The following is a 24,533-nucleotide window of genomic DNA, read 5'->3' on the forward strand; positions in this document are numbered from 1 at the left end:
GAGCACCTCCGTGACCGCACCGACCTCCGACACGACTCTCAGCCCCGCCCTGCCCGCAGGCGCGTTCCAGGTCTACGACACCACGCTGCGTGACGGCGCGCAGCAGGAGGGCATCGCGCTGTCCGTGGCCGACAAGATCGTGGTCGCGGGCCTGCTCGACGAGCTCGGCGTCGGGTTCATCGAGGGCGGCTGGCCCGGTGCGGTGCCCAAGGACACGGAGTTCTTCAAGCGTGCCGCCAAGGAGCTCGACCTGCGCAACGCCGAGCTCGCGGCGTTCGGCGCGACCCGCAAGCCCGGGCAGCGCGCGTCGCAGGACCCGCAGGTGCGTGCTCTCGTGGACTCCGAGGCGCCGGTCGTCGCGCTCGTCGCGAAGAGCGACATCCGGCACGCCGAGCGCGCGCTGCGCACCACGGGCGAGGAGAACCTCGCGATGATCTCCGACTCGGTGTCGTTCCTCGTCGGTGAGGGGCGCCGGGTCGTGGTCGACGCCGAGCACTTCTTCGACGGCTTCCGGTTCGACGCCGCCTACGCGCGCGCGGCCGTGCTGACGGCGTTCGAGGCGGGTGCCGAGGTCGTCGCGCTGTGCGACACCAACGGCGGCATGGTGCCGTCCTGGGTCGCGCAGGTCGTCGCGGACGTGCGCGCGGCCGTCGGGCCCGACGCGGTGCTGGGCATGCACGCGCACAACGACTCGGGGTGCGCGGTGGCGAACACGCTCGCCGCGGTCGAGGCCGGCTGCCGGCACGTGCAGGGCACGGTCAACGGGTACGGCGAGCGCACCGGCAACGCGGACCTGCTCGCCGTCGTCGCGAACCTCGAGCTCAAGTACGGCCTGCCGGTGCTCGCGCGCGACGAGGAGCGGTCGTCGGGACTCGCGGAGCTGACCCGCATCGCCCACGCCATCAGTGAGGTCACCAACATCTCGCCGTTCGCGCGGTCGCCGTACGTGGGCGCGAGCGCGTTCGCGCACAAGGCCGGGCTGCACGCCTCGGCGATCAAGGTCGACCCGGACCTGTACCAGCACACCGACCCGGCGCTCGTCGGCAACGACATGCGCATGCTCGTGTCCGACATGGCCGGTCGCGCGTCGATCGAGCTCAAGGGCCGCGAGCTCGGCTTCGACCTGTCGCAGCGCCCCGAGGTCCTGTCGCGCGTGACCGAGCGCGTCAAGGACGCCGAGGCGCGCGGGTACACGTACGAGGCGGCGGACGCGTCGTTCGAGCTGCTGCTCGTCGAGGAGATCGAGGGCGCCCGCCCGCAGTACTTCACCGTCGAGTCGTGGCGCACGATCGTCGAGCGTGCCGGCGGTCGTGGCACGCCCGCGAACGCGGAGGCCACCGTCAAGCTGCACGCGGGTGGTGAGCGGTTCGTCTCCACGGGCGAGGGGAACGGCCCGGTCAACGCGCTCGACCACGCGCTGCGCCAGGCGCTCGTCGGCGTGTACCCCGAGCTCGAGGACTTCGAGCTCATCGACTTCAAGGTCCGCATCCTCGACTCGATGCACGGCACCGACGCCGTCACGCGCGTGCTCATCGAGCACACCGACGGCCAGGCCGTGTGGCAGACGGTGGGCGTCGGGCCGAACCTGCTCGAGGCGTCGTGGGAGGCGCTCACCGACGGGACCATCTGGGGGCTGCGTCGACGCGGGGTCGCCCCGCGCTGACGCGCGTCCGGGGGACGGCGTTAGCGGTGCGGGGCGAAGCGGCCTAGCCTCGGACCAGGCCGCCGGCGCAGGTGGCCTGCGGGCAACGATCAGCCTGGTGGACCGGGCGGGGAGGGACGCGCGTGACGAGCTCCGAGCCGGTCGGTCCCGGCGTCCCACCCGGGCCCGACGAGGGGTCGGGCCGCGGCCGCTGGTGGGTCGTCGCGTCGCTCGTCGTGCTCGCGCTCGTGCTCGTCGCGCTGCTCGTCGCCCAGCCGTGGGCCGACCACGAGACCGAGCCCGTGGTCGTCCCGACCGCCACCGCCGCGGCGTCCAGCGCCGCCGGCACCACGCCCGCGCCGACGCCGACGCCGACGCCCAGCGCGTCACCGACGGCACCACCCGTCCCGGGAGCCGATGCCGTGTTCGACGACCGCACCATGCGCACCCTGCTCGTCCAGAAGGCCGACCTCGTCGCCGACGTGCCCGCGGCCGCGGACGGCGTGGAGGTCGGCATCGGGATGGGCGAGCTCGCGTGGGGGCTGCCGGAGGGGTCGTCGGTCGAGCCCGCCGAGTGCACCGTGGCCGTGACGGTCGTCGCGGACCCGCCGCCCGGGTTCGTCGCGCGGTCGTACGTCAACGACAAGGTCGACTTCGTGCAGCAGGTCGTGCGCCTCGCCGACCCGGCGGCCGCGCAGGAGGCGTTCCGCGACCTGGTGACGACGGTCGACGGCTGCCCGACGTACTCGCAGGCCAACCCCGGGATGGACGGCGCCACGTGGACCGCGGAGCCGGCGATCGAAGGGCAGGGGGTGTATCCCGCGGTGGTGCAGGAGGTGGTGCACAGCGCCGAGGGTGTCGACGCGCCGTCGTACCGCGGGCACGTGCTCGTCGGGAACACGATCGTGACGTGGACGGCGACCGCGCTCGGCGAGGGCGACCGCGGCGAGCTGCTCGCCTCGCTCGGCACACCCGAGTCGTTGTCGACGATGGTGCAGGAACGCGCGCACGATGCGGTGCAGGCGCTCGGGTGACCGCACCGCCGCCGCGCCTAGGCTGGTGCCGTGACGGACGACGAGCCCACGCTGCACGGTGAGTACAAGGTGGCGGGCGGCAAGCTCGTCACCGTCGACCTGACGGTCCGCGACGGCGTCCTGGCCGACGTCCGCGTCGCCGGAGACTTCTTCCTCGAGCCCGACGAGGCGCTCGCCGAGATCGACGCCGCCCTGACCGGCCTGCCGCGGGACACGACGACGAGCCGGCTCGCCGAGGCGGTGCGCACCCGGCTGGCCGACGCGCAGGACACCGGGCGGCTCCTCGGTCCGGTCGCGATGGTCGGGTTCGACGAGCGTGCGGTGGCGGTCGCGGTGCGCCGCGCGCTCGGGCTGTCCACCACCTGGGAGGACCACACGTTCGAGGTGCTGCGCCCCGGCCCGCTGCCGCCCGCCCTGCACACCGCGCTCGACCAGGTGCTCACCGAGGACCTCGCGTCGGGCCGCCGCGGCCCGACGCTGCGGTTCTGGGAGTGGGACGAGCCCGCGGTGGTCATCGGGTCGTTCCAGTCGCTGCGCAACGAGGTCGACCTCGAGGCCGCCGAGCGCTACGGCATCACCGTGGTGCGCCGGATCTCGGGCGGCGGGGCGATGTTCATGGAGGCGGGCAACTGCATCACGTTCTCGCTCGTCGTGCCCGCGTCGCTCGTCGACGGCATGACGTTCGAGGAGTCCTACGCGTTCCTCAACCAGTGGGTCCTGGGGGCGCTCGCGGACGTGGGCGTGCAGGCCGCGATCACCGGCCTCAACGACATCGCGTCACCCGCGGGCAAGCTGGCCGGGTCCGCGCAGAAGCGCGTCGTCGGCGGCGCGGTGCTGCACCACGTGACGATGTCGTACGACATCGACGCCGCCAAGATGCTCGAGGTCCTGCGCATCGGCCGCGAGAAGGTGTCCGACAAGGGCACGCGCAGCGCCGCGAAGCGCGTCGACCCGGTGCGCTCGCAGACGCACCTGCCGCGCGAGGCGGTCATCGACGCGTTCGAGGCGCACTTCCGCGCGCACTACCCGAGCGTGCCCGGCGAGCTGCGTGCCGACGAGCTCGAGCGCGCCGAGGAGCTGCGCCGCACGAAGTTCGCGGACCCGTCGTGGACCGCCCGCGTGCCGTGACGCGGCGGGCGCCGCGCTGGACGAGTCACGCTGGACGAGTCGCGCTGGACGAGCCGCGCTGGACGAGCCGCGCTAGACGAGCCGCGCCTGGCCGGCCAGCACGACGAGGAGCGCCACCGCCCCGACGACCGCCGAGCCCACCGCCACGGCGGCGACGAGACCGCCGCCCGCGGTGCGCCACGCGCCCCCCGTGTACCGGCGCAACGCGACGCGCACGACCAGCGCCGCGGCGACGAGCCCGAGCACCGTGACGACCCACGCCACGGGCCCGACGAGCTCCTGCAGCAGCCGCCCGGCCGCGACCGACCCCGCGGCGAGCCCGAGCCCGGTGCGGCGCCACGCGAGACGTGTGCGCTCGAGCGCGAGCCCCTGCTCACCGGGCGCACGCCCGCTCATCGCAGCAGCAGCCCGAGCAGCACGAGCGCGCCCGCCGCGAGCACCCCCGCGACGAGCACGAAGAAGCCGACCGGTGCGGGCAGCGGAGCCCCGCGGCGCACGGCCTGCTCGGCGCGCGCCCAGCCCCACCACGCGAGCAGCGGCGTGAGCGTGCCGAGGACCACGAGGACGACCGACGCCGCGAGCCGCAGCCGCTCCTCGACCGGGAGGTCGAGCGCCTCGAGCGCGACGCCGCCCGCGAGCAGCGCGAGCGAGGTGCGCACCCACGCGAGGAACGTGCGCTCGTTCGCGAGCGAGAACCGCGCGTCGGGCTCGTCGCCCTGGCCGTACACCCAGGTGGGACGACGGCGGTCGGGTGTCTCGCTCACCCCGCCATTGTGCGGTCCCGGGGCGCCGGTGCGTATCTGGACGCGCACGTCTCGCCCCTGGTGTGCAGGACTCGGCGGCCGCACGACACGAACGGGACGAGGGACGGGAGGGGCCGATGCAGGAGAGCTCGACGCTCGACCGCGAGCTGCGGCGCATGGCGCTGCTGCACGCGCGCGAGCTGGCGGCACTGCGCCGCGCACGCCCCCGGGTCCGCCGCGTCCGCGCTCAGCTCGTCGTCGCGGGCCGACTGCCGAACACCGCGGTGCCGACGCGCACGATCGTCGCCCCGTGAGCGACGGCGACCTCCAGGTCGCCGCTCATCCCCATCGACAGCTCGACCGCCTCCGCCGTGCCGGGTGCGCCGCTGCCGACCACCTCGTCCCGGATCGCCGCCAGCCGGTCGTAGCCCGCGGCGACCACGCGCTCGTCGTCGGACCGCGCACCCACCGTCATGAACCCGACGAGCCGCACCCCGGCCAGCGCCCCGACCGCCCGGGCGAGCGCGGCCGCCTCGTGCGGCGCCACGCCGCTCTTGGTCGGCTCGCCCGAGACGTTCACCTGGACCATCACGTCCAGCCCGTCGCCCGCGCGCGCGGCGAGGCGCTGCGCCAGGTCGAGCGACGCCACGGTCTCGACGCACGTCGCCCAGCGCAGCGCGGCGTTCACCTTGTTGGACTGCAGCGGGCCGATGAAGTGCCACGCGGGGGAGTGCTCGACGAGCGCGGGGGCCTTCGCCACGAGCTCCTGCACCCGGTTCTCACCGAGGAGCACGGGGGTGAGCGACGGGTCGGCCGCGCGCGCCGCGGCGTCCGCCTCGAGCACCGCGCGGACCGTCTCGAGCGGCTGCGCCTTGGACGCCAGGAGCAGGCGCACGCCGTCGCGCCCGGCGGCCGCGCACGCGCGTGCGACGCGCTCGCGGACCGCGGCGAGCCGTGCGGGCAGGTCGTCCTCCACGGCCAGCGAACCTAGCCCACCCTCGCCCGTCGCGACCAACCCGTCCGGGATCGGGGGCGGACCAGGGTGTCCACCGATCCCCATGCCCTCGCGCGCATGGCAGCCTGAGCGGGTGAAGACCCTGCTCAACGTCATCTGGCTCGTGCTCGCCGGGCTCTGGCTCGCGCTCGGCTACGTCGTCGCGGGCGTCGTCTGCTGCCTGCTGGTCGTGACGATCCCGTTCGGCATCGCGTCGTTCCGGATCGCCGGCTACGCGCTGTGGCCGTTCGGTCGCACCGTCGTCGACAAGCCCACCGCGGGTGCCTGGTCCACGATCGGCAACGTCATCTGGCTCCTCGTCGCGGGCATCTGGCTCGCGATCGGGCACGTGCTCACCGCGATCCCCCTGTTCGTGTCGATCATCGGGATCCCGCTGGGCGTCGCGAACCTCAAGATGATCCCCGTCTCGCTGCTGCCCCTCGGCCGGCGGGTCGTGCCGAGCGACCGCCCGTTCGCCTAGGCCTTGGCGATGTCCGCGACCGTCGCGTCCGTGAGACGCACGAGGTCGTCGGGCGCGAGCTCGACGTCGAGCCCGCGACGGCCACCCGAGACGAACACGGTGTCGAACAGCCACACCGTCTCGTCGACCACCGTCGGATGGGCCTGGCGCTGGCCGAGCGGGGAGATGCCGCCCACCACGTAGCCCGTCGCGCGCTCCGCGTCGGGCTTCGGCGCCATGGCGGCCTTCTTGCCGCCGGCCGCCGCGGCGAGCGCCTTGAGGTCGAGCTGGCCCGTCACGGGGACGACCGCGACGGTGAGCGTGCCGTCGACGACCGTCATCAGCGTCTTGAAGACCTGCTCGGGGGGTACCCCGAGCACCTGCGCGGCCTCGAGCCCGTAGCCGACGTCCGACGCCGGGTCGTGCTCGTACGGGTGCGCGGTGTGCGGGACACCCGCCGCGGCGAGCGCCACGAGAGCGGGGGTCCCGGTAGGCGCGTGCTTGACGTTCTTGGCCACGCGACCAGCCTAGGGCGGTCTCAGACCGCCAGGCCGACGAGCGTCCCGATGCCCCACGTGACGATCATCGCGACCGAGCCCCCGACGACGTTGCGTCGCACAGCCGGCCACACGGGTGCGCCCGAGACGCGGGCGCTCACCGAGCCGGTCAGCACCAGGGCCAGCGCGACCGCGGCGAACACCGCGGGCACGAGCCCGCCGCCCCACGGCACGAGCGCCACGAGCAGGGGCACGAGCCCGCCCAGCAGGAACGCGCCGAGCGACGCGAACGCCGCGTGCCACGGGTGGACGAGCTCGTGCTCGGGCAGCTGCGCGACGCGCTCCGCGTCGCGCTGCGAGCTCACCGAGACGTACTCGCCGGCGGCCATCGAGAGCGCACCGGCGACCAGACCCGCGACACCGGCCATGAGGATCGCGCTCGAGCCCGGCGACGCGCCGGCCACGCCGACCACCAGCGCGGCGATCGAGACGATGCCGTCGTTCGCGCCCAGGACGCCCGCGCGCAGACCGTTGAGAGCGATGCCGTCGATCGGCTCGCCGACGGGGCGCGAGTCGGGACGCAGGATCGTCGAGAGCGTGGCCATGCGGTCACGGTAGGCCGCTCGCGGAGGGCTGTCATCGTTGGGAAGGCTGCCCTGACCTGCGCAGATGCAGGTGTGCCTACCCTTCGTGAGCCCCCGAGCGACGCTCGGTCGACACGCCGTCCGGCAGCCGTCCGGGCAGCCGGTCGGGAGCCCTCACAGCGCGCCCACCTCGACCACGCGCAGCACCACCTCGCCCGCCTCGTCCGACGCCGCGAGGTCCACGACGGCATCGATGCGCCAGTCGTGGTCGCCCTCCGGGTCGTCCAGGAGCTGCCGCACCCGCCACGTCGCCGGTCCGGCCGTGACCTGGAACAGCGCGGGGCCGCGGGCGGGGGCGCCCGTGAGCACCTCGTCGTGGTCGTCGTAGAACGGGTCGAGCGCGGCCGACCAGCGCTCCGCGGTCCACGGCGCACCCTCCTCGTCCACGTCGCCCAGCGCCGCGAGCGCGCCGTACTGCTCGCGCGCGGCGAGCTCGACGCGGCGGAACAGCGCGCCGCGCACGAGCGCGCGGAACACGCGCGGGTTGTCGGTGACGGGCTGCGGCGTGTCGTCGTCGACGCCGCCGGGTGCGTCCGCACCGTGCTCGTCGAGCGGGTTCGCGAGGCGCTCCCACTCGTCCAGCAGGCTCGAGTCCGTGCGGCGCACCAGGTCGCCCAGCCACTCGACGAGCTCCCACAGCTCCTCGGTGCGCGCGTCCTCCGGCACGGTCTGGCGCAGCGCGCGGTACGCGTCCGCGAGGTAGCGCAGCAGCACGCCCTCGGTGCGGTCGAGGTTGTACACGCTCACGTACTCGGCGAACGTCGCGGCGCGCTCGTGCATGTCGCGCACCACCGACTTGGGCGACAGCTCGAGGTCGGCGACCCACGGGTTCGTCGTGCGGTAGGTCGCGAACGCCGCCGTGAGCAGGTCCGCGAGCGGGCGCGGGTACGTGACGTCCTCGAGCAGCGCCATCCGCTCGTCGTAGTCGAGACCGTCCGCCTTCATGGCCGCGACCGCCTCGCCACGGGCGCGGTTCTCCTGCGCGGCGAGCACCTGGCGCGGGTCGTCCAGCGTCGCCTCGAGGACCGAGACCACGTCGTGCGCGTAGCCGGGGTCGGTCTGGTCGAGCAGCTCGAGCGCGGCGAACGCGAACGGGGACAGGGCCTGGTTCAGCGCGAAGTTCGGCGGCAGGTCGTGCGTCAGGCGCACGGTCCGACGACGCCCGCGGGGTGCGGACGCGTCCGCCACCTCGACGCGCTCGACGACGCCCGCGGCCCGCAGCGACCGGTAGACCGCGATCGCGCGGCGCACGTGGCGACCGCGGGCGCCCTCGGGCTCGTGGTTGTCGGTCAGCAGGCGCGTCATCGCGAGGACCGGGTCCTCGCCGCGCTCCCCGCGCGCCAGCACGTGCAGCACCATCGCGTGCGTCACCGCGAAGCTCGAGGTCAGCGGCTCGGGGGGCGCGTCGCGCAGGCGCTCGAAGGTCTTGTCCGTCCAGTTCACGTGCCCGGGCGGGGCCTGCTTGCGCACGATCTTCTTGAGCTTGCGCGGGTCGTCCCCGGCCTTCTGCAGCGCCTTGCGGTTCTCGATGACGTGCTCGGGCGCCATGACGACGACCTCGCCGACCGTGTCGAAGCCCGCGCGCCCGGCCCGGCCCGCGATCTGGTGGAACTCGCGCGCCGACAGGTGCCGCATGCGCTGACCGTCGTACTTCACCAGGCTCGTCAGGACGACCGTGCGGATCGGGACGTTGATGCCGACGCCGAGCGTGTCCGTGCCGCACACCACGGGCAGCAGGCCCTTCTGGGTGAGGCGCTCCACGACCCGGCGGTACTTGGGCAGCATCCCCGCGTGGTGCACGCCCACGCCGTGCCGCAGCAGGCGGGACAGCGTCTTGCCGAAGCCCGGGCCGAACCGGAACGCGCCGAGCTCGGCGGCGATCGCGTCGCGCTGCTCGCGGCTCGTGAGGTTCGCCGAGAGCAGCGACTGCGCGCGCTCGACGGCCTCCTTCTGCGTGAAGTGCACGACGTACACCGGCGCTCGGCGCGTCGTGACCAGCTCGTCGAGCACCTCGTGCAGCGGCTCGACGACGTACGAGAACGTCAGCGGCACCGGTCGCTCGGCGTTGGTGATGACCGCGACCTCGCCGCCCGTGCGGCGCCGCAGGTCGTCGGCGAAGAACGTGACGTCACCCAACGTCGCCGACATGAGCACGAACTGCGCGCGCGGCAGCTCGAGCAGCGGCACCTGCCACGCCCACCCGCGCTGCGGGTCGGAGTAGAAGTGGAACTCGTCCATGACGACCTGGCCGGCGTCCGCGTCCGCACCGTCGCGCAGCGCGAGGTTCGCCAGGATCTCCGCGGTGCAGCAGATGATCGGCGCCGTCGGGTTCACCGCCGAGTCGCCCGTCATCATGCCGACGTTCTCCGAGCCGAACGCCGCCACCAGCGCGAAGAACTTCTCGCTGACCAGCGCCTTGAGCGGCGCGGTGTAGAACGTGCGACGCCCGTGCGCGAGGGCGACGAAGTGCGCCGCGGTCGCCACCAGCGACTTCCCCGATCCCGTCGGGGTCGACAGGATCACGTGGCTGCCCGTCACGAGCTCGAGCAGCGACTCCTCCTGGTGCGGGTACAGCCGCAGCCCCTGCTCGGCCGCCCACCCCGTGAACGCCTCGTAGAGGGCGTCGGGGTCGGTCGGGTCAGCCGGGATCCGGTCGGCGAGCGTCGCGGGCACCGCCTGATCCTCCCACCCGTCGTCAGGCCCAGCGCCATCCCGCCATGACGGCCTGCACCTCGGCGAGCCGGGACGCCGACCCGTCGTGCAGGTAGCCGACCGCGAAGATCGTGCCGTCGCGCTCGACCACCCACTCCGTGATGGTGCGCAGCCCGATGACGTACTCGAACCGCACCGAGTCGCCGAACGGGGACACGACCCGCACGGGAGCGCCGACGAGCGGGTGGCTCGCGTCGTCGCTCGTCTCGCCCCGGATGCCGTGCGCGCGACGGTCGGCGACCAGGTCGTCGAGGGTCCCGACCTCCTCGACCGTGCCGAAGCACGTGAGGAGCAGGCCGTCGTCACCGAGCATCGTCGTCGCCCCGTCGGCCTGGTGCCACCGCATCGGGACCGGCACGTCCGCCGTGTACCCCGGGCACACCCCCGCGGGGCCCGTGTACGTCTCGCTCAGGGCGACGCTCGCGGGGCCGAGGACCTCGACCGCGAGCGGCGCGTCGTCCGGCCGGCCGAGCTGCCAGCCCGCGACCGCGACGCCGCCGAGCACCGCGACGAGGGCGGCACCGATCACCACGGGCGCGCTCAGGCGCGGCATGCCGTCTCCTCACGTCGGTCGTCGTCCGGCGGACGTGACACTGGCACAGGACGCACCCGGGTGCCACGAGGCGCGTCGGCCGTCACCCGGACGGACGCGGCCCGCGGAGATAGCGTCGGCGTATGAAGCCGTTCGTGCTGCTGGCCTCGCGCGCCGAGGACGACGCCGCGGACGACGAGTACGCGCAGGTGCTGCGCTTCGGCGGGCTCGACGAGGGCTCGCTGGTCCGCGTCCGTCTGGAGGCCGGACCCATGCCGGCGCTCGACCTGGACGCGATCAGCGGGATCGTCGTCGGCGGGAGCCCGTTCGACGCGAGCACCCCCGCGGACCGCAAGTCCGCGACCCAGCTGCGGGTGGAGCGGGAGATGTCCACGCTGCTCGACGAGGTCGTCCCGCGAGACCTGCCGTTCCTCGGTGCCTGCTACGGCGTCGGGACGCTCGGCACGCACCAGGGCGGCGTCATCGACCGCACCTACGCCGAGCCGATCGGTGCCGTGCGCATCACCCTCACGCCCGAGGGTCGGCGCGACCCGCTGCTCGCCGACGTGCCCGACGCGTTCGACGCGTTCGTCGGCCACAAGGAGGCGTGCCGCGTGCTGCCACCCACCGCGACGCTGCTCGCCACCTCCGCGACCTGCCCGGTCCAGATGTTCCGCGTCCGGCGCAACCTCTACGCGACCCAGTTCCACCCCGAGCTCGACGTCCCCGGGATCTCCGCGCGCGTCCGGGTCTACGGCGGGTACGGGTACTACGAGCCCGACGAGCAGGAGCAGGTCCTCGCGCGGGTCGGGGCAGCCGACGTGTGGGCGCCGCCGCTCGTCCTCGCCGCGTTCGTCGAGCGGTACCGGCGTCGTTGAGCGCGCGCGGCCCGGCCGTCGCACCATGGGACCGTGATCCTCGAACCCTGGCGCCGCCGCGTCGGCACCGCCCTGTTCCTGCGGGTCGCGGGCCCCGACGGCATCGCGAGCCGCGAGCGCATCCACGGCACGCCCGGTCCTCGCTGGTTCCCGCCCGACGCGGCGATCCGCCGCGTGCACGGTGACGCGTCGATGTTCGTCGGCGGCCTGCGCGCCCTGCTGCTGCAGTCGCTGCACCCCGCCGCGATGGCCGGGGTCGCGGGGCACTCCGGGTACCGCGGTGACCCGTGGGGCCGCCTCGCGCGGACCAGCACGTTCCTCGCCGTGACCGCCTTCGGCACCGCCGACGACGCCCAGGCGGCGGTCGACCAGGTGCGCGCGGTGCACGCGCGGGTCCGCGGGCGCACGCCGCAGGGTGAGCCGTACCGCGCCGACGACCCCGACCTCCTGCGGTGGGTGCACGTCGCCGAGGTCGACTCGTTCCTGCGCGCCCACCAGCGGTTCGGCGCGCGGCCGCTCGACGCGCCCGGTGCCGACGCGTACCTGCGTGACGCGGCCGTCGTCGGGCGCGCGCTCGGTGTCGAGGACCTGCCCGAGACCACCCGTGACCTCGCCGCCGCGATCGACGGGTACCGGCCCGTGCTCGCCGTCGGCGAGCAGGCACGCGACACCGCGCGGTTCCTGCTCCACGAGCCGCCCGTGCCCCCGGCGATGCGCGCCGGGTACGCGGCGCTCAGCGCCGCCGCCGTCGCGACGCTCCCGGCGTGGGCGGTCGCCGAGCTGGGTCTGCGTCGCGTCGGACCGGTGCGTCGCCCCGCGGCGCTCGCCGCGGGGCACGCGGCGGTCCGCACGATCCGGTTCGTGCTCGGCCCCGACGACGCGCGCCGCGTCAGCCGGGAGCCCGGCGCGGTCGGGGCGCCCCGCGGCTGACCCCCCCTGTCGCACGGGCGTCGCCCTGACGCGCGCCCTTGCGGCGCGGCGCCGGACGCGCGAGCGTGGCGGCGGGACCGGTCGACCCGGCCGGCGCGGACACGGGAGACCCCATGACGCAGGCGCAGCAGACGTTCGATGTGGTCGTGATCGGCGGGGGAGCGGTCGGGGAGAACGCCGCGGACCGGGCGTCGCGCACCGGGCTCCACGTGGCGCTCGTCGAGTCGGCGCTCGTCGGCGGCGAGTGCTCCTACTGGGCGTGCATGCCGTCGAAGGTGCTGCTGCGGCCCGACGCCGCGTGCGAGGCCGCACGCCGCACGCCGGGCGTGCGTGACCCCGGGGACCTCGATGTCGCCGCCGTGCTCGCGCGGCGCGACGAGATCACGCACCGGTGGGACGACTCGTCGCAGGCGGACTGGGTCGCGGGCGCGGGGCTCACGCTGCTGCGCGGGCACGCGCGGTTCACCGGACCTCGCGCGCTCGTCGTCGAGTCCGACGACGGGACGGTCGAGGTCGAGGCGCGGCACGCGGTCGTCGTGGCGACCGGCTCGCTGCCGACGATCCCACCGGTCGACGGGCTGGCCGCCGCGCGACCGTGGACCAGCCGCGACGCGACGTCCGCGCAGCACGTGCCCGCGCGGCTCGCGGTGCTCGGCGGGGGAGTCGTGGCGTGCGAGCTCGCCACCGCCTTCGCGAGCCTCGGAAGCCGCGTGACCGTGCTCGTCCGGGGCGACGCCCTGCTCGCGGGCGCCGAGCCGTTCGCCGGCGCCGCCGTGCTCGCGTCGCTGCGCGCGCGCGGCGTCCGCGTCGTCCTCGGGGCGCAGGCCAGACGCGTGCACCGGGACGCCGACGGGGTCCACGTCACCCTCGACGACGAGGACGTCACTGCCGACGAGCTGCTCGTCGCGACGGGCCGCCACCCGCGCACCCGCGACCTCGGCCTCGAGACGATCGACCTCGAGCCCGGCGCACCGCTCGAGGTCGACGACGCGCTCGGCTTCCCCGGCGTGCCGTGGCTGTTCGCGGTCGGCGACGTGACCGGCCGGACCGGCACCACGCACCAGGGCAAGTACGACGCGCGGGTCGCGGGCGACGTGGTCGCCGCCCGGTTCGGGCCCGACGAGGCCGCGCGCCGCGCCGAGGCGTCCGCGGGCCCTTGGAGCCGGTACCGGGCCAGCGCGGACCACGCGGCCGTGCCGCAGGTGGTGTTCACGCAGCCCGAGGTCGCGTGGGTCGGGCTGACCGAGCGCGCCGCGCGGGACGCGGGGCTCGCCGTGCGGACCGTGGCCTACGAGCTCGCGGACGTCGCGGGAGCGAGCGTCATCTCACCCGACTACGCGGGCCGGGCGCAGCTCGTGCTCGACACCGCGCGCGACGACGTGGTCGTCGGCGCCACGTTCGTCGGGCCCGACGCCGCCGAGATGCTGCACGCGGCGACGATCGCGGTGGTCGGCGAGCTGCCGCTCGCGCGGCTGTGGCACGCCGTGCCGTCGTACCCGACGGTCAGCGAGGTGTGGCTGCGGTTCGCCGAGAGCGCCGGCCTCTGAGGGTCCGGGGCGCCCGCGGCGTCAGCCGAGCGAACCGTCGCTGGACAGGACCAGCCCGATCGCCGCCTCGCCCTTGCGCACGGCCTCACCGATGAGCGCGAAGTCGTACGCCGTGAAGTCCGTGAACACCAGGCCGTACGTCTCCTCGAGCCCGGGCTGGCAGAACGGGCGCTCCGGGCACTCCGCCGGCCCGGCGAGCGTGAGCCCGCCCGCGCACGCCTCGGCGAGCTCCGAGAGCGTGGTGACGCCGTGCTCGTCGGCGAACTCCTGCGTCACCGCGAACGCGTTCTGGTCCTGCGCCGCCGACGCCGTGCCCACGACGAGACCACGCTCCTTCGCGAGCGGCTCGAGGGCCGCGACCGTCGCGTCGACGTCGCCCGACGCGACCGGCTCGGCGTCGGCCCCGTTGACCGTGGTGTTGAAGAACTCCGCGAGCGTCGCCGCGTACTCCGGGACCACCGCGAGCTCGCCCGACTCGAGCGCCGGCAGGTACGTCTCGCGTGCGCCGATCTCCCGGACCTGCGCCTGGTACCCGGCGCTGCGCAGGACCTCGGCGTAGATGTTGGCGAGCGTGCTGCTCTCGGAGAAGTTCGCGGCGCCGACGACCACCGACGCGCCCTCACCCGACTGCTCGCTCGCCGCGAGGCCCTCGTCCTCGACGAACGCCGCCGCGACCTCGCTGGACGTCTGGCGGTCGATGTCGACGGCCTTGTTGAGCGCGATGAGGCGCTCGGTGTCGAGCGCGTCCGAGACCGTGTCGAGCAGCGGGACGAGCGTGGGGTGCGCCTCGGCCACCGACGCGCTGACCGCCGGGATGACGTTGTCGGCGTTCTGCAGGGTCTTGTCGTCCTCCAGCACGACGAGCTGCTCACCCGCGACGGGCTCGCAGGCACCGCCCGTGGCGGACGACGCGTTCGTCGGGTCAGCCTTGCCGCCGCCCGAACCCGGGTCGCCGCAGCCGGCGAGCGCGATCAGGGACGCGGCGAGGGACAGCACGGCGAGGCGCTTGCGGTTCGGGGACACGGTGCCTCCAGGGCGGCGGGTGACGGGGCGGACGACCAGGCGGGTGACGGGGCGGACGACGAGGCGGAGCGGACGGACCTCACGAGCGCTCATCGCGCGGTCCCATTCGAACGGCGGCCGCCGGCGGCGGCAACCGGTGGCACGGGATCCGCGGCCGTGAGGGCGCGGCGGGTGCGCCGGGGTCCGGACCGGCGTGCCGCGTCGCGCACGCCGCGCGGTGTGACGGCGCGCTGGGCGAGCGCGAGCAGACCCTCGGCGACCAGGCACAGCACCGCGACGAGCAGACCGCCCGCGAGCACCTGCCCGTAACGCTGCGTCGCGAACCCCGAGACGACGACCGACCCGAGGCTGCGCCCGCCGACGAGCGCGGCGAGCGGGACGGTGGCCAGGACCTGCACCACGGCCGTGCGCACGCCCGCCGCGACGAGCGGGACCGCGAGCGGCAGCTCGACGAGCCACAGCCGGCGGGCACCGCTCATCCCGAGCCCGCGCGCGGCGTCCAGGACGTCGCGGTCGACCCCCGCGAGACCCGTCACGGTGTTGGTCAGCAGCGGTGGGACCGCGAAGACCGCGCACGCGACGACGGTCGCCGGGTTGCCGAACAGCCCGGCCGAGGCGAGCAGCGTCAGGAGCGCGAGCGTCGGCAGCGCGCGCGTGGTGTTCGCGACGACCACGCCGAGCGTGCCGCCGCGCCGGGCGCGTCCCAGCCACACGCCCGCGGGCAGCGCGACGACCGCGGCGAGCAGCACGGCGAGTGCCGTGACCTGCAGGTGCGTGGCGGTCAGCGCGAGCACGCCGTTGCGACCCGTCCAGTTCAACGGGTCGTTGAGCCACGCGAACGCCTCGGTCAGCAGGTCCACGCGGACCTCCGGTGGCCGCGGTCCGTCATGCCCGCACCCGCTCGTCCCGCACCGCGCGCCACGGCGTCAGGAGCCGACCCACGAGCACGACGAGCAGGTCGGCGACGAGCGCGAGCAGCATGCACAGGACCGTCGCGGTCATGATCTCCGCGTGGTAGTCGCTGCGGAACCCGCGGAACATCAGCTGCCCCAGCCCGCCGTACCCGACCACCACGCCGACCGTCACGAGCGCCACGGTCGTCACGGTCGCGACGCGCACCCCCGCGACGATGCTCGGCAGCGCCTGCGGCAGCTCGACCTGCAGCAGCATCCGCACGCGCCCGTACCCCATGCCGCGCGCGGCGTCCGTGACCGCCGGGTCCACCCCGGCCAGGCCGACGAGCACGTTGCGCACGAGCACCAGCAGCGCGTAGAGGACGAGCCCGATGAGCACCGTCGTGCGCCCGATGCCCGTGTAGGGCGCGAGCAGCGCGAACAGGGCGAGGGACGGCACGGTGTAGAGCACCCCGGCCGTCCCGACGACCGGCCCGGCGAGCCGCGGCCGCAGGTGCGCGACGAACGCGAGCGGGAGCGCGACGACGAGCGCGAGCAGCACGGCCTGCACGGTGAGCGACACGTGCTGGCCGAGCGCGCGCTGGATGTCCTCGGAGTTGCGCGCCACGTAGTCCCACGAGAACCACGGGTTGGGTGGCGCGTCGGTCGTGGACATGGCAGCGAAGGTAGACCCGCCCTCCGACACGCGCCCGGCGAGTGCCCGACCAGGGCGGACGACGCGCGGGGGCTCGCGGTTGTCGGTGCGCGCCGTTAGCGTCCCTCGCGTGGACGACGAGTGGGCGATCCGGTTCGAGCACGCGGCCAAGACCTACGCCGCGGGCTCGTCGGCGTCCCGCGCGCACGCCCCCGCCGCGGTCGACGACCTGTCGCTCGACGTGCGCACGGGCGAGGTGCTCGTGCTCGTCGGACCGTCGGGGTGCGGCAAGTCGACGACGCTGCGGATGGTCAACCGCCTCGTCGAGCCGACGAGCGGCCGCGTGCTGGTCGAGGGCCGCGACGTCGCGACGCTCGACGTGGTCGAGCTGCGTCGGCACGTCGGCTATGTGATCCAGAACGTCGGCCTGTTCCCGCACCGCACGGTCGCGCAGAACGTCGCCACCGTCCCGCGTCTGCTCGGCTGGGACCGCGGGCGTACCCGCACGCGCGTCGCGGAGCTGCTGGAGCTCGTCGGGCTCGCGCCGGACCGGTACGCGCGGCGCTACCCGCACGAGCTGTCGGGCGGCGAGCGTCAGCGCGTGGGGGTGGCCCGTGCGCTCGCGACGGACCCGCCCGTGCTCCTCATGGACGAGCCGTTCGGCGCGGTCGACCCGGTGGGCAGGCGCCGGCTGCAGGACGAGTTCGCGCGCATCCAGCGCGAGCTCGGCACCACGGTCATGCTCGTGACGCACGACGTCGACGAGGCGGTCCGCATGGCCGACCGGGTCGCGGTCATGAGCACCGGCGGCCACGTCGAGCAGCTCGCGCCCCCGCTCGACGTCGTCGCCCGGCCCGCGACGCCCGCGGTCGCCGACCTCGTCGGCCGCGGGCGCACCGCCCGCCTCCTCGCCCTCGGCCGCCTGGCCCGGGACGACGTCGACCCGGCGACGACCGCACCCGCGGGAGCGCCCGTCGTGCAGCTCGGCGACGAGCTGGGTGAGGTCCTCGACGCGATCGCGAGCGACGGGGTGAGGGCGGCGGCCGTGCACGACGGGCGCACCCCGATCGGCGCCGTGACCGCGGCGGACGTCCTGACCGCGCTGCGCCGGCTCGTCGCGGGCCCGGCGGACGTCACCCCGGGCGGGACGACGACGGCCTGAGCATTACGGGCCTGAACGTCACGGGGCCGAGCGTCACAGGCCCGAGCGTCACGGGCCCGAGCGTCACCGGCCCGAGCGTCACAGGCCTCCGAGGATGCGCCCGACGACGATCTTGGTGATCATCGCGGCCGGGTAGACCAGCGCGTACCCGAGAGCCACACGGGCGTCGTACTGCGTGCGCGCGTTGGCGAACGCGAGGATCGCGGGCTGCGTCTGGGCGCCGCTCATGATCCCGGACAGGCGCGTGCCGCCGACCCGGAACACCCGCCGCATGACGACGTACAGACCCGCTGACACGAAGCCGGTCACGACGACGCCGAGCACGAGGATCCTCAGCCACTCGCCGGACGTGAAGGCCGCACCGATCTGGCCGCCGGCGCGCGAGCCGGCCTGGGCCAGGAAGATCAGCAGGCCGAGCTCGGACATCGCCTGGGCCGCGGTGTACGGCATCGCCGTCACGACCGGGCCGATACGGCCGATCCTGCCGAGGACGAGGCCGATCAGCAGCGTGCCGAACGCCGACCCGATGGTGAACACACCGCCCGGCACGGGGATGTGGATCGTGCCGAGCAGGATCCCGGCTGCCATCCCGAGGCCGAGCACCACGGGCACGATGTCGGACAGCCCGCGCGAGGAGTCACCGAACCACGTCGAGACCTCGGGCATGCGCTCACGCGGCGCGATCACCCGGACCCGGTCCCCGAGCTGCAGCTGCAGGTCGTCGGTCGCGAGCATGTCGACGTCCCCGCGCCGCACGCGGGACACGGTCGCACCGAACCGGTGCAGCAGGTCGAGCTCGCCGACGGTGCGTCCCGCGGCATGCTCCGCGGAGACGGTGATGCGGCGCATGTCGAGGTACTGGCGGTCCGTCTCGAGGTGGTGCGACGAGGTGTGGCCGAGCTCGCGGGTGACGGCGTCGATGTCCTCGTGCGGCCCGACGACGGTGACGAGGTCGTCGAGCAGCAGCAGGTCGGTGCCGCCGGCGGTCCGGATCGGCGACGTCTCGCCGCGGCGCACGCGGGAGAACTTGATGCGGTCGCCGTGCAGCTCCTCGAGCTCCTGGACGCTGAGGTTGGCGTCGACCTCGACGCGCACGGTGCGGCTCACGAGCGTGGGCGGCGCGTCCGCGTCCTGACCGCGGTGCCGCAGCGCGGCGGACACGGCGACGAGCATCCCGACGACGCCGAACAGGTAGGTCACCGCGTAGCCGATGGTCGGTCCGGTGTCGTCGCCCGCGGCGTCGCGCGCGGCGGCGAGCGCGGGGGTGTTGGTCACGGCCCCCGCCCAGGAGCCGGCGACGACGGGGTCGTCGAGGCGCAGCAGACCGCCCACCGCGACCGCGAGGGCGGCGCTCGCGACGAGCACGCCCGCGACCGCGAGGATCGGCCCGAGGCTGCGGCGCAGGGACGAGAAGAACGTGGCGCCGGAGATGATCCCCACGCAGAACGTGAACAGCGCGAGCCCGAGCGTGCCCATCGCCTCGGGGATCTCCAGGTGCACGTCGTACGACCCGGCCCACGCCGCGAGGCCGATCGACAGCAGGAGGACGGCCGCGGCACCCAGGCCGACGCCGCGCACCTTGACGTGCCCGATCGCGGAGCCGATCCCGATCGCGGCGAAGAGCAGCAGGACGGGCTGCTCGGCGAGGAACTCGAACACCTGGGACATCGCTGCTCCGTGGCGCTAGGGACGCCGCGGGGATGGCGGCGCTGCCGTCACCCATTCAAGGGCGCGCCAGGAGGGCCGATCTGGTCCCAAAGACCCGGGTGCCCACCCGCGTACCCCGAATCGGGCATATGCGCGGCTCGTCCCGGTCGCTACGGTGACCGCGTGCCGACCCTGCGTGCGAGAGCCAGCGCCCTGCTCGCCGTGCTCCCGCTGGTCGTCGCGCTCGTGGCCGCACCGTCGGCCGCGACGCCGTCCTCGTCGCCTGTCTCGTCCCCACCCGCACCCACGGGGCGGTGCACCGACCTGCTGGTGCTGAGCATCCGCGGGTCGGGGGAGTCCTCGTCCGCGACGAAGACGAGCGCCGTGCGTGACGCGTTCCTCGACGGCGTCGACGGCCGGCGCACGACGACGGTCGAGACGCTTCCGTACCCGGCGGCGGCCATGTCCGTGCTCGCCGACGACTTCCGCCAGCTCATCGACCTCGGCCTGCCCGGCACGTCCGACTGGAGCTACTTCCGGTCGATCGAGACCGGGGCGCAGGTGCTGCGCGAGCGGCTGAGCACCGCCCGGCGGACGTGCCCGGACCAGAAGTGGGCGCTCATCGGGTACTCGCAGGGTGCGATGGTGATCAGCGAGGTGCTCCCGAGTTCCCCGACCCGCAGCTGTACGCGGGCGTCATGCTGGTCGCGAACCCGTCACGGTCGGCGGGCGACCGGCAGGACAACATCGGCACCGCCATGCCGGGGAACGGGTTGAGCTCCTGGGTTCCGCCGGCCGGGCTCGGGTACGACGCGGTGCCGCACGCGCTCGCGGGGGTCACGACCGACCTGTGCGCCTCGCAGGACCTCGTGTGCGACACGGCGCGGCTGTTCGCGAACCTCGCCGCCCCGGTCACCGGGGTGCCGTGGGAACCGATCGTCGGCATCGCCGCGCTCGTCGAGTACGGCACCGCCGTGCACACCGCGTACGACGTGCCCGAGCTGAGCGCGCTCGCCGGCCCCGCGATCGAGCGGGCCTCGAGGTTCGTCGTGCCCGAGCACCGCACCGTGACCGTCCTGGCCTGCGGCCCCTCGGGCGACGTGTCCGCCGCGGTCCCCGTCAAGGCCCTGAGCACCGCGGGCGCCGCCGCCCAGCGGCGCACGGTCGAGCCCGCGCTGCTGACCGGTGCGCTGTCGGGCGCGACGTTCACCGAGCACGGCTTCACCCGAGGGCCGTACCGGCTCGACCTCGCCGACGACGGTCGCCTCACGGGCACGCTCCCCGCAGGGCGCTGGGAGCTGGTCACCACGGCGACGACCGGCCTCGAACCACCCCGCACGATCCGCGTCGTCGTGCACGTCGACACCGCAGGCACGTGCGGGGGTGTGGACGGGTACGTCACGGACCGTGACGGCGAGCCGGTCGAGGGGGTCGAGGTCTGGCTCGAGCGGACGACGGACGGGTGGGACGGCGAGTCCGACCGGCGCCTGGCGATGGACCGCACCGACAGCGACGGGTACTACGCGATCGTCGGCAGCTACGACGGCGGGTACCTGCTGTTCTTCGGCGACGGCCCGCCCACGGCGCAGACCTGGGAGCAGTCGCAGGCCGAGGGCTACGTCGACCTCTTCGACCAGTACCACTCGACGCAGCCGCTGAGCAACGAGTCCGACTCGCCCTCGCGGGCGACGCCCGTCCACGTCGGCGGCCCGCTCGCCCGCACCGACCAGGCCCTGAGCCGGGCGTCGAGCGTCCACGTGTACGCCTACGACGCGGCGAGCGGCCGCGCCCTCGACGGCATCGCCGTCAGCGAGTACGGGTGGCGGGCCGTCACCCAGGCCGACGGCTGGGCGTTCCACACCGGTCGGTGGTCCTACGGCGGCTGCCGGCTCTACTTCGACACCGCCCGGGTGTACGTCGAGATGGCCGGCTACGACCCGAGGCGTCCCGCCGAGAGCTCGGTCCGCATGGTCCGCGGGAGCTCGGTGGCCGGGACGGTCAGGGACGAGCGGGGCCGGCCCGTGCCCGGCGCCACGGTGCACCTCTCGCGGGAGCGGTCGTGGGACCCCGCCGCGCCCGACACCGACTGGGGTGGTGGGACCGGCTGCTACTCGGGGCTCGGGACGAGCGAGAGCGAACAGGCCGTCACCGACGCGAACGGCCGGTACCGCATCGGCGCGCTGTACGGCGGCGTGAACCCGTACCTCGTGCACGCGGACCTCGGCACCACCACCCTCAGCGCGGCACCGGTGACCCTGCCGCCCGCGCGGACCGGGTACCAGGACGTCGAGGTCGACCTCGGCTTCGCGACGCTCACGGCAGCGACCCCGACCGTCAGCGGCACCGCGAAGGTCGGGGTGCGGCTGACCGCCAAGCGCGGCACCTGGACCACGGGGACGTCTTTCGCCTACCAGTGGTCGGTGAACGGCAAGGCGGTCGCCGGGGCGACCGGGACGACGTTCACGCCGCGCGCGGCCGACGTCGGGCGGACCGTCACCGTCCGGGTCACCGGGACCAAGCCCGGGTACGTCACGGCGACGCGGACGTCGAAGGCCACCGCCGCGGTCGTGAAGGGCACGCTTGCGACCGCCCGGCCCACCGTGACCGGCACGCCCAAGGTCGGCGCGCGGCTCACGGCCTACCGCGGGACCTGGACGGCGGGCACCACCTTCTCCTACCGCTGGTACGCGAACGGCAAGGCGATCAGCGGGGCGTCGTCGACGACGTACACGCTGAAGGCCTCCGACAGGGGCAAGGTCATCACGGTGAAGGTCACCGGCTCCAAACCCGGCTACGTGACCGCGACGACGACCTCGAAGGCGACCGCAGCTGTCCGCTGAGCCGTGACGCACCGTGACGCGTCGCCGGCACGCGCGGTCACGTCGTCGGCGCGGCCGATGCGCAGGCGGTCAGGAGGCGCGCTCGGAGCGATGCCGAACGCTGCGCGTAGTCGCGCTGGCGCCGGACGTACTCGGCCTTGCCGTCAGGGGTCTCGATCGCGACGGGCTCCAGGCCGTACGACGACACGTCGTACGGCGACGCCTGCATGTCGGTCGTGCGGATCTCGCGGGCGAGCTCGAAGCAGTCGAGCAGCAGGTCGCCGGGGACGAGCGGACCGAGCTTGAGCGCCCACTTGTACAGGTCCATGTTGGCGTGCAGGCACCCGGGCTGCTCCAGGGCGGGCTGGGTCTCGCGGGTGGGCTGCAGCGTGTTGCGGGGTGCGGCGTCGGGGGTGAAGAAGCGGAACGCGTCGACGTGCGTGCACCGGATGCGGTGCGCCTCGACCACGTCGTCAGTGCCGCGACCGCCCAGCCGCAGGGGCAGCGGGTGCCGGTGCTCCGCCTCGCGGTAGACCATCGCCCACTCGTGCAGCCCGAAGCAGCCGGTCGCGGCCGGGCGTGCGGCGGTGGCGCCGACGATCGTCGCCACGTACCGGACCGTCTCCCCGCGCTCGGCGAGGAACGCGTCCACGTCGAGGCGCGTGCAGCCGTCGTCGTCCACGATGTACCAGCGCCACGCGGCGTGCGGCGCGGGACCGTCGGGACCGGGCTCGAGCGCGACGCCCGCGCCCGGGTGCCAGCGGCGCAGCAGTGCGGGCTTGGTGGGGTAGTACTCGAACAGGAAGTCCTCGATCGCGTGGCGCTCGTGGCGTGAGCGGCGCTCGCGGTGACCCGCGGTGGCCGCGTCGGCACGGGCCGCGTGCGCGTCGGCGGTCCGGCGCCACGTCGCGTGCGGCAGCACGACGAGCGGGCGCTCGACGGGCGGCGTCGCGGGCGTGGTCGTCGCGGGCGTGGTCACCGCTCCAGGGTACGGACGCGCCGGTCACGTCCTGACGCGCGGGCGCCCGACGCCGCACGCGGGACGGGCTGGGGGCATGCTGGGGGCATGGTCGTCGTGTGCGCGCTCCTCGCCCTGGCAGCCGCGGTGCTGCACGTCGTGATCTTCGTGATGGAGGCGGTGCTGTTCCGCCGCCCGGACGTGCACCGACGCTTCCGCACGCAGCCGCAGGACGTCGAGACCGTGGCCCCGTGGGCGTACAACCAGGGCTTCTACAACCTGTTCCTCGCGGTGGGCGCCGGGGTCGGGGCGGCGCTGGTGCTCGCGGAGGGCTCTCGCCCGTCCGGGCTGGCGCTCGTGCTGCTCGCGTGCGGCTCGATGCTGGCGGCGGCCGTGGTGCTCGTCGCGAGCGACCGGCGCATGGCGCGGGCGGCGGCCACGCAGGGGACGGTGCCGCTGCTCGCGGTCGTCGCGGCGCTCGTCGTGCTCGTCTGAGCCGGACGTGGCCGCCGGCGATCAGCCGACCGGTGCCGCGCGCGGCACCACGCGCTCGGCGACGCGCGCGGAGACGCCGTGCAGCAACCGCTCGAGCGGTCCGCGTCCGAGCCAGGCGCGCCACGCCCAGCAGGCGAGGACGGTCGCGACGACGACCACGAGCCACGACGTCCACAGCGGTCGCCACACGATCTGCGGCCCGACGGCGGCGACCACGACGACCTGCGCCGTGTAGGCGGTGAAGGCGAGCGCGCCGACGGCGGCGAGCGGCGAGAGCGCGCGCGGCAGACGCGGTGCGGCCGCCAGGCACGCGGCGACGACGAGCAGCGCGGCCCCGGTGTTCCCGACGACCTCGACCGGGGACGACGCGTGCGGCCGGGTGGACAGCAGGGCCGTGTCCTCGGCGAGGAGCCGACCGAGCCACCCGCCGCCGTACCCGACGACGGCGAGCGCGCCGCCGACGAGTGCCGTCCGGCGCTGCACCTCGGGCGCGGTCAGGTCGCAGCGGCCGAGTGCGAGCCCGGCGAGCAGGTACGCGGACCAGACGAGCGCGGGGTAGTGCGGTCCGTCGAGCAGCAGGGCGAGGTCGCCCAGGAGCCCCGCGCCCGGGTCGGCGTCGAGGCCGACCGCCTCGCGTACGGCCGGCGCGACGAGTGCCACGGTCGCCGCCGCCGCGACGAGCGTGCGCACGGTCCAGGTGAGCACCGCGCAGCCCGCGAGGAACAGCACGGCGTAGGTGGGCAGGATGACGAGGATCGGCGTGTCCAGCCGCTCGAGCGCCAGCCCCACGGCGAGCACGACGAGCGCGCGGGCCGCGATCCGTACCCGTGCCCTGGTGAGGTCACGGGCGACCGCGGGAGCGCGGCCGCCGGACAGCAGTGCGAGCGAGAGCCCCGCGAGGACGACGAACAGCGCGGAGGACCGGCCGTCGGCGAGCTCGAGGACCCGGTCGGCGGTCGCGGTGCGGCCGGGCGCGTCGGGGCCGACGTGCGCGGTGACCATGCCGAGGACGGCGGTCCCGCGCGCGACGTCGATGCCCGCGAGCCGTGCCACGTGCCGACGCTACGACGGGCGGTGCGGCACCCGCCGGACGTGGGAGGCGGCGCGCGGCGGTCGCTCGCGGTGCGCACAGTCGCTGTC

Annotated in this window: 25 protein-coding genes; 12 read left to right on the forward strand and 13 right to left on the reverse strand. The window is 74.8% G+C overall.

Annotation, left to right across the window (positions count from 1 at the left end):
• Window positions 1–10: 10 nt before the first annotated feature.
• From cimA to CBP52_RS01345, 3 genes are all read left to right on the forward strand, one after another.
• Window positions 11–1,663, forward strand: a complete 1,653-nt coding sequence (gene cimA, locus CBP52_RS01335) for a citramalate synthase (RefSeq protein WP_094179501.1) — start codon at window positions 11–13, stop codon at window positions 1,661–1,663.
• A 122-nt stretch (window positions 1,664–1,785) separates the two neighbouring features.
• On the forward strand, window positions 1,786–2,676 hold the full coding sequence (locus CBP52_RS01340) for a sensor domain-containing protein (protein WP_094179502.1): 891 nt from the start codon (window positions 1,786–1,788) through the stop codon (window positions 2,674–2,676).
• 51 nt (window positions 2,677–2,727) lie between these two features.
• A complete protein-coding gene (locus CBP52_RS01345; RefSeq protein ID WP_094182051.1) occupies window positions 2,728–3,804 on the forward strand; it encodes a biotin/lipoate A/B protein ligase family protein in 1,077 nt (358 codons plus the stop codon).
• Window positions 3,805–3,876: 72 nt separating this feature from the next.
• Here CBP52_RS01345 and CBP52_RS17785 read toward each other — a convergent pair whose 3' ends face one another.
• Both CBP52_RS17785 and CBP52_RS01355 read right to left on the reverse strand, forming a co-directional pair.
• Window positions 3,877–4,200 carry a DUF202 domain-containing protein gene (locus CBP52_RS17785; protein ID WP_141321413.1) on the reverse strand — a complete coding sequence of 108 codons (324 nt, stop codon included), beginning with the start codon at window positions 4,198–4,200 and terminating at the stop codon, window positions 3,877–3,879.
• Entirely contained in the window at window positions 4,197–4,568 is a 372-nt protein-coding gene (locus CBP52_RS01355; RefSeq protein ID WP_094179503.1) for a YidH family protein, read from the reverse strand. The genes CBP52_RS17785 and CBP52_RS01355 overlap by 4 nt, the downstream gene beginning before the upstream one ends.
• 116 nt (window positions 4,569–4,684) lie before the next feature.
• Between CBP52_RS01355 and CBP52_RS17430 the strand changes: the two genes are divergently transcribed.
• A complete protein-coding gene (locus CBP52_RS17430) occupies window positions 4,685–4,861 on the forward strand; it encodes a hypothetical protein (protein WP_157732465.1) in 177 nt (58 codons plus the stop codon).
• On the opposite strand, the gene CBP52_RS01360 is transcribed toward CBP52_RS17430, so the two are convergent.
• Window positions 4,795–5,523 carry a YggS family pyridoxal phosphate-dependent enzyme gene (locus CBP52_RS01360; protein WP_232514600.1) on the reverse strand — a complete coding sequence of 243 codons (729 nt, stop codon included), beginning with the start codon at window positions 5,521–5,523 and terminating at the stop codon, window positions 4,795–4,797. The two genes, CBP52_RS17430 and CBP52_RS01360, sit on opposite strands and share 67 nt — an antisense overlap.
• A 112-nt stretch (window positions 5,524–5,635) precedes the next feature.
• Between CBP52_RS01360 and CBP52_RS01365 the strand changes: the two genes are divergently transcribed.
• Window positions 5,636–6,022 carry a YccF domain-containing protein gene (locus CBP52_RS01365; RefSeq protein ID WP_094179505.1) on the forward strand — a complete coding sequence of 129 codons (387 nt, stop codon included), beginning with the start codon at window positions 5,636–5,638 and terminating at the stop codon, window positions 6,020–6,022.
• Here CBP52_RS01365 and ybaK read toward each other — a convergent pair.
• The 4 genes from ybaK to CBP52_RS01385 form a co-directional block, all read right to left on the reverse strand.
• Window positions 6,019–6,519, reverse strand: a complete 501-nt coding sequence (gene ybaK, locus CBP52_RS01370) for a Cys-tRNA(Pro) deacylase (RefSeq protein WP_094179506.1) — start codon at window positions 6,517–6,519, stop codon at window positions 6,019–6,021. The two genes, CBP52_RS01365 and ybaK, sit on opposite strands and share 4 nt — an antisense overlap.
• A gap of 20 nt (window positions 6,520–6,539) precedes the next feature.
• Window positions 6,540–7,103 (reverse strand): VIT1/CCC1 transporter family protein, encoded by a 564-nt coding sequence (locus CBP52_RS01375; protein ID WP_094179507.1) that lies wholly within the window; start codon window positions 7,101–7,103, stop codon window positions 6,540–6,542.
• Between the two features lie 153 nt (window positions 7,104–7,256).
• Entirely contained in the window at window positions 7,257–9,815 is a 2,559-nt protein-coding gene (locus CBP52_RS01380; RefSeq protein WP_094179508.1) for an RNA helicase, read from the reverse strand.
• A gap of 22 nt (window positions 9,816–9,837) precedes the next feature.
• Entirely contained in the window at window positions 9,838–10,407 is a 570-nt protein-coding gene (locus CBP52_RS01385; RefSeq protein WP_094179509.1) for a hypothetical protein, read from the reverse strand.
• A gap of 122 nt (window positions 10,408–10,529) precedes the next feature.
• Here CBP52_RS01385 and CBP52_RS01390 point away from each other — a divergent pair, with 122 nt between their 5' ends.
• The 3 genes from CBP52_RS01390 to CBP52_RS01400 all read left to right on the forward strand — a co-directional run bounded on the left by CBP52_RS01390 (window position 10,530) and on the right by CBP52_RS01400 (window position 13,741).
• Window positions 10,530–11,264 carry a glutamine amidotransferase gene (locus CBP52_RS01390; protein ID WP_094179510.1) on the forward strand — a complete coding sequence of 245 codons (735 nt, stop codon included), beginning with the start codon at window positions 10,530–10,532 and terminating at the stop codon, window positions 11,262–11,264.
• Between the two features lie 33 nt (window positions 11,265–11,297).
• Entirely contained in the window at window positions 11,298–12,194 is an 897-nt protein-coding gene (locus CBP52_RS01395) for an oxygenase MpaB family protein (protein WP_094179511.1), read from the forward strand.
• A gap of 113 nt (window positions 12,195–12,307) precedes the next feature.
• Window positions 12,308–13,741 (forward strand): NAD(P)/FAD-dependent oxidoreductase, encoded by a 1,434-nt coding sequence (locus tag CBP52_RS01400; RefSeq protein ID WP_094179512.1) that lies wholly within the window; start codon window positions 12,308–12,310, stop codon window positions 13,739–13,741.
• Window positions 13,742–13,762: 21 nt separating this feature from the next.
• Here CBP52_RS01400 and CBP52_RS01405 read toward each other — a convergent pair whose 3' ends face one another.
• From CBP52_RS01405 to CBP52_RS01415, 3 genes are all read right to left on the reverse strand, one after another.
• Window positions 13,763–14,764, reverse strand: coding sequence for a glycine betaine ABC transporter substrate-binding protein (locus CBP52_RS01405; RefSeq protein ID WP_232514601.1), 1,002 nt, complete (start codon window positions 14,762–14,764; stop codon window positions 13,763–13,765).
• 89 nt (window positions 14,765–14,853) lie between these two features.
• The gene (locus CBP52_RS01410; protein ID WP_094179514.1) at window positions 14,854–15,624 is read right to left on the reverse strand and encodes an ABC transporter permease; all 771 of its coding nucleotides are present in this window, start codon (window positions 15,622–15,624) and stop codon (window positions 14,854–14,856) included.
• Between the two features lie 25 nt (window positions 15,625–15,649).
• Window positions 15,650–16,333, reverse strand: a complete 684-nt coding sequence (locus tag CBP52_RS01415; protein WP_094179515.1) for an ABC transporter permease — start codon at window positions 16,331–16,333, stop codon at window positions 15,650–15,652.
• Between the two features lie 109 nt (window positions 16,334–16,442).
• Between CBP52_RS01415 and CBP52_RS01420 the strand changes: the two genes are divergently transcribed.
• On the forward strand, window positions 16,443–17,474 hold the full coding sequence (locus CBP52_RS01420; RefSeq protein WP_232514602.1) for an ABC transporter ATP-binding protein: 1,032 nt from the start codon (window positions 16,443–16,445) through the stop codon (window positions 17,472–17,474).
• A gap of 78 nt (window positions 17,475–17,552) precedes the next feature.
• On the opposite strand, the gene CBP52_RS01425 is transcribed toward CBP52_RS01420, so the two are convergent.
• On the reverse strand, window positions 17,553–19,142 hold the full coding sequence (locus tag CBP52_RS01425; RefSeq protein ID WP_094179516.1) for an aspartate:alanine exchanger family transporter: 1,590 nt from the start codon (window positions 19,140–19,142) through the stop codon (window positions 17,553–17,555).
• Between the two features lie 162 nt (window positions 19,143–19,304).
• Between CBP52_RS01425 and CBP52_RS01430 the strand changes: the two genes are divergently transcribed.
• Together CBP52_RS01430 and CBP52_RS01435 are read left to right on the forward strand one after the other, a co-directional pair.
• Window positions 19,305–19,898, forward strand: a complete 594-nt coding sequence (locus CBP52_RS01430) for a cutinase family protein (RefSeq protein WP_157732466.1) — start codon at window positions 19,305–19,307, stop codon at window positions 19,896–19,898.
• The gene (locus CBP52_RS01435) at window positions 19,820–21,961 is read left to right on the forward strand and encodes a hypothetical protein (RefSeq protein ID WP_094179517.1); all 2,142 of its coding nucleotides are present in this window, start codon (window positions 19,820–19,822) and stop codon (window positions 21,959–21,961) included. Before CBP52_RS01430 ends, CBP52_RS01435 begins: the two co-directional genes overlap by 79 nt.
• A gap of 37 nt (window positions 21,962–21,998) precedes the next feature.
• Here the strand turns inward: CBP52_RS01435 and CBP52_RS01440 are convergent, their stop codons facing one another.
• On the reverse strand, window positions 21,999–22,919 hold the full coding sequence (locus tag CBP52_RS01440; RefSeq protein ID WP_369826265.1) for a 3-methyladenine DNA glycosylase: 921 nt from the start codon (window positions 22,917–22,919) through the stop codon (window positions 21,999–22,001).
• An 87-nt stretch (window positions 22,920–23,006) separates the two neighbouring features.
• On the opposite strand from CBP52_RS01440, the gene CBP52_RS01445 reads away from it, so the two are divergent.
• Complete coding sequence (locus tag CBP52_RS01445) at window positions 23,007–23,393, forward strand: DUF1304 domain-containing protein (RefSeq protein ID WP_094179518.1); 387 nt, start codon at window positions 23,007–23,009, stop codon at window positions 23,391–23,393.
• A gap of 21 nt (window positions 23,394–23,414) precedes the next feature.
• On the opposite strand, the gene CBP52_RS01450 is transcribed toward CBP52_RS01445, so the two are convergent.
• On the reverse strand, window positions 23,415–24,446 hold the full coding sequence (locus CBP52_RS01450) for an acyltransferase family protein (RefSeq protein WP_232514603.1): 1,032 nt from the start codon (window positions 24,444–24,446) through the stop codon (window positions 23,415–23,417).
• Window positions 24,447–24,533 lie beyond the last annotated feature (87 nt).

It is taken from the genome of Cellulomonas sp. PSBB021 (assembly GCF_002240455.1).
GTDB lineage: Bacteria > Actinomycetota > Actinomycetes > Actinomycetales > Cellulomonadaceae > Cellulomonas > Cellulomonas uda.